Genomic DNA, 9,295 nt, shown 5'->3' on the forward strand with positions numbered 1-9,295 from the left:
CCCACTATTTACGACGCGGCAGCGTTTTCAGCAAATCATCCGGGCTCACCGACGCCACTACGCTCCCTGGCAGCGGCATCTTCAGAATGTGATTTTTGATTTTGCCAATCACGTGCATTTCGCACGGACGGCAATCAAACTTCAGCGTCAGCACTTCATCACCGTTAACCAGCTGCATCGGCGTCGCCTTCCAGCTCTTGATAGAGCCTTTCGCCTGTTTCGGGCACAGATTGAACGCAAAGCGCAGGCAGTGTTTGGTGATCATCACCGGCACGTCACCTTTCTCTTCGTGCGCCTCATAGGCCGCGTCAATCAGCTGCACGCCATAGCGATGATAAAACTCGCGCGCTTTATGGTTGTAAACGTTGGCCAGGAAATTCAGATGACTTTCCGGGTAGACCGGCGCCGGGTTCGCCACCGCTTTACGGCTACCGCGCACGTAAGCCGCCAGGCGCGCGTTGTCGAGCATTTCCACGGTCTCGCGACGCAGCTGGTTCAGCATGCTGTTCGGCACAAACAGCGCTTCCGGCAACATCACCTCCACGCCGCGCGGGTAATAGATGGTCTGCCCCAGTTTCGCAATCCCGTCCTGAAGCTGGCTCAGCGCTTTATCGGCGTTGTTAGCGGCCGCAAACTCGCCGTCTAAGGTATTCGTGACGCTAACGCCGTCTTCGCTGGTCATCGTCAGCACCAGCTGTTCCTGCCAGCCGGAAAGCTCGATATCCACCGCAATACGGCGCTCGCTGGAGGTTTTCAGCAGCGCCTGCTGCCAGTTGTGGTCGAGGTTGCGGTTAAGCACCTGATGCGGACGTACTTTATAGAGGTCAGCTGGCATCTCATTCGGCCACACGCGATAGCGATTTTCGCCGATTTTCTCTACCGTGTTGGCACGAAAGCCCACCACTTCACGCTTAATCAACACGTTCAACCCATCGCCATTAGCCAAGGGCTCGCTCACTTCTACGTCGAGGGTCTCTTTATTGACCTTCAGCACTTCCCCGACCGGCAGACCGACAAATTTCGGTGAGTCAAACGCACCAATATTCATCTGACGCTGGTTAACGAAATAGTCGGTGCTACCGCGATGGAAGGTTTTGTCCATTGATGGCACGAAGAAATGCTCCGTGCGACCGGCAGAAGCACGGCCCAAATCCCCGCGTTCTTCAATAATCGTATCGAGCATCTGGCGATAGTGCGCGGTGATGTTCTTCACGTAGCTCATGTCTTTATAGCGCCCTTCAATCTTGAAGGAACGCACGCCCGCGTCAATCAACGCGCCGAGGTTGGCGGTCTGATCGTTATCTTTCATCGACAGCAGGTGTTTTTCAAACGCCACCACCCGCCCCTGATCGTCTTTCAGGGTATACGGCAGACGACAAGCCTGTGAGCAGTCGCCGCGGTTGGCGCTGCGCCCGGTCTGAGCGTGCGAAATGTTGCACTGGCCGGAATACGCCACGCACAGCGCGCCGTGAATAAAGAACTCGATGGTCGCGTCGGTCACGTCGTGAATGGCTTTGATCTGCTGCAAATTCAGCTCGCGCGCCAGCACTATCTGGCTGAACCCAACGTCAGACAGGAATTTCGCTTTCTCAACGGTGCGAATATCGCACTGGGTGCTGGCATGCAGTTCAATGGGCGGCAGGTCGAGCTGCATAATGCCCATATCCTGCACAATCAGCGCATCAACGCCCGCGTCGTACAGGCTGGTAATCAACTTCTGCGCGGGTTCAAGCTCATCATCATGCAAAATAGTGTTGAGCGTAATAAAGATTTTAGCACCGTAGCGATGGGCAAACGGCACCAGCGCGGCAATATCCTGCAGGCTGTTGCTGGCGTTGTGGCGCGCGCCAAAGCCTGGGCCGCCGATATACACAGCATCGGCACCATGAAGAATCGCTTCGCGAGCAATTGCAGTGTCGCGAGCCGGGCTAAGGAGTTCAAGAAAGGCATTCTGCTGGCGCATACGGTCGAGGTTATCCAGTCGGGTCACAAAATGGCGGCTATTGTAGCCAGAAGCCGCGGCGGACGAAAACAGTTTCCAGCGCTTGTGCGCCACGGTTAGCAAAATTTCAGTAACCTATTGCCGAAATGGGTATTTCTGCTTTCGACATCAGCCAGTTAGAGTCATTTCCGTATTCCGGACTTTCCTCGTAACGGCCACGTTATGGTTGATTGTCATGATTTGCCGCAGGCCTGCCTGCGGCGTTTTCTTTGGGATAATGAATAATAGAGTGGAAATGCACTACCTGCTCGCCGCTGTTGCGATAAGCATGCGCCAGATCCCCGGCAAACCGCAGCCCTTCTCCGGCGTACAGCGTGCGCCATTCGCCCTCAATGCACATATCAAGCTGGCCGCTAATTACCACCACATGCTCAATCACCCCTTTTTCATGAGGGGTCGATTCGCTTAACGCCCCCGGCGCCAGGGTAATAGAAAAGTGGTCAAAGAAAAGTACCGGGTCCCAGGGAAATACCGGCGTGACGACCATCGCCTGCTGCTGCGGGTCGAACGACTGTTCCGCGCCCGGCACTTCAGGCGTGATAAACACCGAGAACGGCACGTTCAGGCCGGTCGCAATTTTCCACAGCGTTGCGACTGTTGGACTGGATTCGTTGCGTTCGATTTGCCCCAGCATCGCCTTCGAGACCCCCGTCTCTTCCGCGAGCTTAGATAGGCTCCAGCCACGCTGCTGACGTAAAGATTTCAGCGTCGCTGCCAGGTGTTGCGCAATATTCATTCCACCTCCATTTTCTTCCATCGCCGAAGTATACCCCACGCTGCCTGCGCCGTTTTAGCAAATCATAACCGACTGTTGTGCGCTATAACGCACAATGCTACATTTATTGGATGTTATAGCGCACAAGAGGCTTTTATGCGAACCGCTTTCGTTCCTTTCCCCACCGTGCTGGCCGGTTTTATTGCCGTGCTGGTCGGCTATGCCAGCTCTGCGGCGATTATCTGGCAGGCCGCCGCAGCGGCGGGCGCAACATCAATGCAAATATCTGGCTGGATGACCGCGCTCGGTCTGGCGATGGGCGTCAGCACGCTCGCGCTGACCCTGTGGCGAAAAGTGCCGATTTTAACCGCATGGTCAACGCCCGGCGCGGCGCTTCTGGTGGGCGGTTTACAGGGGGCAACGCTCAACGACGCGGTAGGCGTTTTCATTTTTGCCAACGCATTGATTGTTATCTGCGGCCTGACCGGTTGGTTTGCCCGCTTGATGAAGCTGATTCCGCATTCGCTGGCGGCGGCCATGCTGGCCGGTATTTTGCTGCGTTTCGGTCTGCAGGCATTTGCCACGTTGCAGGGACAGCTGGTGCTGTGCGGCAGCATGCTGGTGGGTTGGCTGCTGTTTAAAGCCCTCGCGCCGCGCTACGCGGTTGTCGCGGCGCTGGCAGTGGGTATCGTAATGGCAGCTTTAAAAGGTGACATTGTCACTCATTCCTTGAGTCTGGCCGTGGTCGTCCCGCAGTTTCTTACCCCACACTTTTCCCTAACCCAACTGTTGAGCGTCGGTATTCCCTTTTTCCTCGTGACGATGGCGTCGCAAAATGCGCCAGGGCTTGCCACGCTTCAGGCCTCCGGCTATCACGTTCCGATTTCGCCGCTGATTGTGGTCAGCGGCGCATTTGGCCTTTTGCTGGCACCGTTCGGGGTGTACTCCGTCTGCATCGCCGCCATTACCGCCGCCATCTGTCAGAGCCCGGATGCCCACCCCGAACCGCTCAAGCGTTGGCAGGCGGCGGCTGCCGCAGGGGTTTTCTATCTGATTGCCGGGGTCTTTGGCGGCTCCATTACCGCGCTGATGTCAGCGCTACCGACGGTGTGGATCCAGATGCTGGCAGGACTGGCGCTGCTCGGTACGCTGGGAGGAAGCCTGTTTCAGGCATTGAATAACGATAGAGAACGCGACGCAGCCATGGTCACCTTTCTGGTCACCGCCAGCGGGATAACGCTGGCGGGCGTGGGGTCGGCGTTCTGGGGGTTAGTGATTGGCGGCGTCAGCTTCGCGCTGTTATCCCGCAAGACCCGCGCGTAGTTGTGACGGCGTCATGCCATTCACCGCTTTAAAGCGATTGCTGAAATGGCTGGCGGAGCTAAACCCACAGCACAGGGCAATATCGGTCAGGGATTGCGTGGTGTAACGCACCATCTGCTGCGCGCAGTCCATCCGGCGCTGCATCACGTACTGATGCGGTGCCAGGCCCACGCTCTGGCGGAACATGCGCGCAAAATGGTATTCGCTTAGGGTCGCCTGCGCGGCGAGGTCGGCAAGAGTCAGCGCTGAAGAGAGATGGGCGTCGATATAGTCGAGCGTATTACGCAGTACCACCGGAGCCAGCCCGCCGGTTACCGTAGGTAGTCGCCACTGTACATTGGCGTGATGCTGGATGAGGTGCGTCAGCAACAGGGTGCTGGCACTGCTCAAAGCAAGCTGGTTAGCGGGCTGCTGCCAGTCATAGCCCAGCAGAAACTGGCGGTACAGTAGCGTTATTTTCGGGTCGTCGCCAAAAATGTGTTCGTCGAGCGTTAAGGTCGCTGGGCTGCGATCCCACACCTGCTCGCCCACCTTACGCAAATGCTCATCGGTGCAATAGAGATGCACAAATGACAGATCGCCGCGGATATCCCACGTTGATTCCGAGTCTTTCGGCATCAGGCAGAAACGGTCTGGTCCCCCGCCATTCTTCCAGCCGTGCGGCGTTTTCTGATAGCTCTCGTAGCCATCTGCTACGTACAGACTAAGCGTGTGATGATCGCTCTTAACCGTCAGGTTATCGCATTTGTTATACCAGGCCGCCAGTTGGATCCCAGAGTTAAGCGCAACGGTTTCCCGCAGCTGTGCGTTCTGACTCTGTAATCTCTCAAAGGTTGCGTAGGCCATTAACATATCTATCACGATTAACGATAGTGCCAGTCTAGGGGCTGTCGGCCGGAGAATCTAGCGTTCTGCGCGACCCGCTGGCAAAAAAACCGCAAGAATATGCAAGTCGCCCGCAGCCTTCTGCAAGCGCCGGGATGAGCATCGCGTCACACTGGTTTTTTTATCGTTATTGATGCGAGGAACTATGAACGCGCTGCTCTATGCCCTGGTCGTTGTTATCTGGGGAACCACCTGGATTGCCATCTTTTTACAACAGGGCCCGGTGCCTGAGGCCGTTTCGATTTTCTGGCGCTTCGCCATTGCCAGCGTCACCATGATGACCATTTTGCTGTGCCTGCGTCGTTTACGTCCGCTGGCGCTACGCGACCACCTGTTCTGCATTCTGCAAGGCTGCTGCGTTTTCGGCTTCAACTTTCTGTGCTTCTACACGGCGGCAAAGTGGATTAATACCGGGCTGGAGTCGGTGATTTTCTCCATGGCGGTGCTGTTTAACGCCATCAACAGCTTTATCTTCTTCCGCCAGACGCCGCCAAAGCGCTTTTATCTGGCTGCCCTGCTAGGGCTGTGCGGCATTATCACCCTCTTCTGGGATGACCTGCGCGCAGTCGGCATGAGCAGCACGCTGCTGGCCGGGATATTACTCAGCGCGCTCGGCACCTACGGTTTCTCGCTGGGCAACATGCTGAGCTTGCGTCACCAGCGGCGTGGGCTGGAAACGCTGACCACCAATACCTGGGCAATGCTGTACGGTACGATAATCGTTGGCGTTATCGCCCTGCTGCGCGGCGATGATTTCACGCCGCAGTGGACGGTGAGCTACATGGGCGCGCTGTTCTATCTGGCGATTTTCGGTTCGGTGATTGCCTTTGGCGTCTATTTCACCCTGGTCGGGCGTATCGGTGCCAGCAATGCCGCTTACAGCACGCTGCTGTTCCCGCTGGTCGCGCTGACGCTGTCGACGATGTACGAAGGCTATCAGTGGCACGCGAACGCGGTTCTCGGACTGGTGCTGATTCTGCTGGGGAACCTGGTGATGTTTGCCAAGCCAGAGATGTGGCGCGTGCCGTTTTTAAGTCGGGCGTGATCCCGGCGTCGCTTTGCTCGGCCGGGCTACAATATCGCAGTTTGTATCACACTGTATCCGGCCCCTTCCCGGATACAGTGGCTGGCAAAATTCAAGAATTCCCACACATCCTCGACACTTCAGATTGTTTTTATTATCTGGTCGCGATAGCCACCTATACTTCGTTCGCTATCGTTTTTGATTTGATGATATCAAGCCTCTGTCCAGGAGAAATTCATGAACGCTTCAGCCTCTAACGTATCCCGCTTTCACCGTCTGTGTCTGGCCTCTGTGTTGATGGCCTCCGCAATTCCCGCGCTGGCAGCAACCGACTACGCCAACGATTTTAAAACGGTCCATCAGATTCACGCTGGCGTGCTCGACGTCGTCTACGTCGATATTGGCCCCCGCGACGGACAGCCGGTCATTTTGCTACACGGCTGGCCGTACGACATCAACAGCTATGCTGAAGTCGCACCCGCGCTCGCCAGCAAAGGCTTTCGCGTGATTGTTCCCCATCTTCGCGGCTACGGCACCACCCGATTTCTCTCTGCCAGCACCCCGCGTAACGGCCAACCTTCCGCGATGGCGGCCGATATTGTGGCGCTGATGGACGCGCTGAACATTAAACAGGCGGATTTCGCGGGATACGACTGGGGCGCGCGCACGGCTGATATTGTTGCGGCACTGTGGCCGGAACGCGTGAAATCACTGGTTTCCGTGAGCGGCTATCTCATCAGCAGCCAGAAAATCGGCGAGCAGCCGCTGCCGCCGAAAGCGGAACTCCAGTGGTGGTATCAGTTTTATTTCGCCACACCGCGCGGCCAGGCGGGCTACGCCAAAAACACCCACGACTTCGCCAGACTTATCTGGCAACAGGCCTCACCGGACTGGAAATTCAGCGATGAGACCTTCAATACCAGCGCCAAATCGCTGGATAACCCGGACCACGTGGCGATAACGATAAATAACTATCGCTGGCGTCAGGGGCTGGAAAAAGGCGAAGCAAAATACGATAAATATGAGCAGAAGCTGGCGACGCTGCCGCCCATTACCGTACCGACCATCACCATTGAAGGCGGTAACAACGGCGCACCACACCCGGACCCAAAAACCTATGCGTCGCACTTTACCGGCAAGTATGAGCACCGTACTTTTGGTGCCCATGTCGGTCATAACCCGCCGCAAGAAGATCCAACTGATTTTACGACCGCGGTCATCGATGCCGATAAGCTGTAGCGTCACCGTGGCCCCTTAGCCCTTTGTGGAGAATGCATGGAACATATCGACAATATCCTGGTGGTGGACGACGACCACGACATCCGTGAACTGGTCGTCGACTACCTGATTAAATCAGGCTACCGGGCAACAGGGGCCAGCAACGGCAAGGCGATGCGCGCCTATATGGGCGGTAATCAGGTGGATTTAGTGGTGCTGGATATCATGATGCCCGGCGACGACGGGCTGACACTGTGCCGCCAGCTACGTAACGATCGCCAGAACGTGCCGGTGCTGATGCTCACCGCCCGCGGTGATGATGCAGACCGCATTCTGGGGCTGGAGATGGGCGCGGACGATTATCTGGTGAAGCCGTTTGTCGCCCGCGAACTGCTGGCGCGTATTAAAGCGATTCTTCGCCGCTATCGTGCCCTGCCGCCCAATTTGCAGATTAGCGAAACCGGGCGTCTGATTGCCTTCGGCGATTGGCAGCTCGATACCACCGCCAGACACCTGATAGACAATAGCGGACTGGTGGTGGCGTTAAGCGGCGCGGAGTACCGTCTGCTGCGGGTGTTTGTCGATCATCCGCAACGGGTGTTAAGCCGCGACCAGTTGCTCAGCCTGACCCAGGGGCGCGACGCAGAGCTGTTCGAGCGCTCAATCGATCTTCTGGTCAGCCGCCTGCGTCAGCGCCTGAACGATGACGCTCGCGAACCGGCGTATATCAAAACTGTGCGCAGTGAAGGCTATGTGCTGGCAATGCCGGTGGAAATTCGGGAACACCACGAATGAGGCTATGGCCGCAATCCCTGCTTTATCGGCTGGTGTTGATCGTGCTTGGCGGCCTGTTGCTGGCCAACGGTCTGACGCTGTCGCTGCTGCTGTACGAGCGAATGAGCAGCGCACGCAGCGTGATGCTCAATACCCTGGAGAACGATGTTGCCACCAGCGTCGCCATCCTCGACCGCCTGCCCGCAAGCGAACGTCAAGCCTGGCTTCCCCATCTGGCGCGCGGCAACTATCAGTACCTGACTACGGCAGGTGAATCGGGGCCGGCACCCACCGGCTGGCGAACGCGCAGCATTGTCGAGACGCTGAACAATGCGCTGGGAAATAAGTATTCACTGACGGTAAGCCACCTCCCCGGCCCGCGTGAGCATATTCAGGCTCACCTACGCCTCAGTGATGGCAGCCCATTAACAATTGATATGCATCCGCAGCTTCCGGCGCTTGCCCGCTGGCTCCCCATCGTACTGGTAGCACAACCCCTGCTACTGCTGATTTTCGCCTGGCTTGCCGTACGCCAGGTTGTTCGTCCACTGCGGCAGTTTACCCGCGCGGTAGAGAACCTCGAGCCCGCCTCCGACAGTCCGCAACCGATGAACGAGCACGGTCCTCTGGAGGTGCAACAGACGGCACGAGCCTTTAACGCCATGCAGGCGCGGATCCAGCACTATCTCAAAGAGCGCACGCACATTCTTGCCGCTATCTCTCACGACCTGCAAACGCCAATCACGCGCATGAAATTGAGAGTCGAGATGGCGCAGGAACCGGCGTTACAGGACAAGCTGATGCAGGATCTGGATGCCATGACGCGTCTGGTGCACGAAGGCATTGCTTATGCGCGCAGCACCGAAAGCGTTCAGGAGCCAAGCCAGCGCCTCGACCTTAACGCGTTTCTCGACACCCTGGTATGCGACTATACCGATACCGGGCATCCGGTAACGTACCTCTCCCCGGGCACGCCGATGCCGCTCACCACCTTCCCTCAGGCGCTACGGCGCGTGGTCACGAATCTCGTCGATAACGCGCTGAAGTACGGCGAATCAGCGCAATTAACGCTTCAGCAGGTCGATGAACATTGGCTGGTCATTGATATTGCGGACAACGGGCCCGGTATACCAGACCATGAACTGGACGCCGTGCTGCAACCGTTTTATCGGCTGGAGTCTTCGCGCAACCGCCACACCGGCGGCACCGGGCTGGGGCTTGCTATCGCCTCGCAGCTGGCGGTACGTTTACAGGGTAAGCTCAGCCTCAGCAACCGTCCGCAGGGTGGCCTGTCGGCGAAGCTGCAGCTGCCTTTGTATCTTCATGTATCTGCGCCGTCCAACGATATGTAAGC

At 57.2% G+C, this 9,295-nt stretch carries 8 protein-coding genes; 5 read left to right on the plus strand and 3 right to left on the minus strand.

Going from position 1 to position 9,295, the window contains the following annotated elements; translation table 11 throughout:
* Positions 1-4 precede the first annotated feature (4 nt).
* Complete coding sequence (locus tag GKAS_RS21245) at positions 5-1,963, minus strand: peptidase U32 family protein (protein WP_035897257.1); 1,959 nt, start codon at positions 1,961-1,963, stop codon at positions 5-7.
* A gap of 199 nt (positions 1,964-2,162) precedes the next feature.
* Complete coding sequence (locus GKAS_RS21250) at positions 2,163-2,738, minus strand: helix-turn-helix domain-containing protein (RefSeq protein ID WP_035897245.1); 576 nt, start codon at positions 2,736-2,738, stop codon at positions 2,163-2,165.
* 135 nt (positions 2,739-2,873) lie between these two features.
* Here GKAS_RS21250 and GKAS_RS21255 point away from each other — a divergent pair, with 135 nt between their 5' ends.
* The gene (locus GKAS_RS21255; protein ID WP_035897247.1) at positions 2,874-4,040 is read left to right on the plus strand and encodes a benzoate/H(+) symporter BenE family transporter; all 1,167 of its coding nucleotides are present in this window, start codon (positions 2,874-2,876) and stop codon (positions 4,038-4,040) included.
* Here GKAS_RS21255 and GKAS_RS21260 read toward each other — a convergent pair.
* On the minus strand, positions 4,017-4,886 hold the full coding sequence (locus GKAS_RS21260; protein WP_035897249.1) for an AraC family transcriptional regulator: 870 nt from the start codon (positions 4,884-4,886) through the stop codon (positions 4,017-4,019). The two genes, GKAS_RS21255 and GKAS_RS21260, sit on opposite strands and share 24 nt — an antisense overlap.
* A gap of 184 nt (positions 4,887-5,070) precedes the next feature.
* Here GKAS_RS21260 and GKAS_RS21265 point away from each other — a divergent pair, with 184 nt between their 5' ends.
* The 4 genes from GKAS_RS21265 to GKAS_RS21280 all read left to right on the plus strand — a co-directional run bounded on the left by GKAS_RS21265 (position 5,071) and on the right by GKAS_RS21280 (position 9,293).
* A complete protein-coding gene (locus tag GKAS_RS21265) occupies positions 5,071-5,970 on the plus strand; it encodes a DMT family transporter (RefSeq protein WP_035897251.1) in 900 nt (299 codons plus the stop codon).
* A gap of 276 nt (positions 5,971-6,246) precedes the next feature.
* Complete coding sequence (locus tag GKAS_RS21270; protein ID WP_115074439.1) at positions 6,247-7,188, plus strand: alpha/beta fold hydrolase; 942 nt, start codon at positions 6,247-6,249, stop codon at positions 7,186-7,188.
* Positions 7,189-7,224: 36 nt separating this feature from the next.
* The gene (locus tag GKAS_RS21275) at positions 7,225-7,962 is read left to right on the plus strand and encodes a response regulator (protein ID WP_035897254.1); all 738 of its coding nucleotides are present in this window, start codon (positions 7,225-7,227) and stop codon (positions 7,960-7,962) included.
* Positions 7,959-9,293, plus strand: coding sequence for an ATP-binding protein (locus GKAS_RS21280; RefSeq protein ID WP_035897256.1), 1,335 nt, complete (start codon positions 7,959-7,961; stop codon positions 9,291-9,293). Before GKAS_RS21275 ends, GKAS_RS21280 begins: the two co-directional genes overlap by 4 nt.
* Positions 9,294-9,295: the final 2 nt, after the last annotated feature.

It is taken from the genome of Kluyvera ascorbata ATCC 33433, from assembly GCF_000735365.1.
GTDB classification, from domain to species: Bacteria; Pseudomonadota; Gammaproteobacteria; order Enterobacterales; family Enterobacteriaceae; genus Kluyvera; species Kluyvera ascorbata.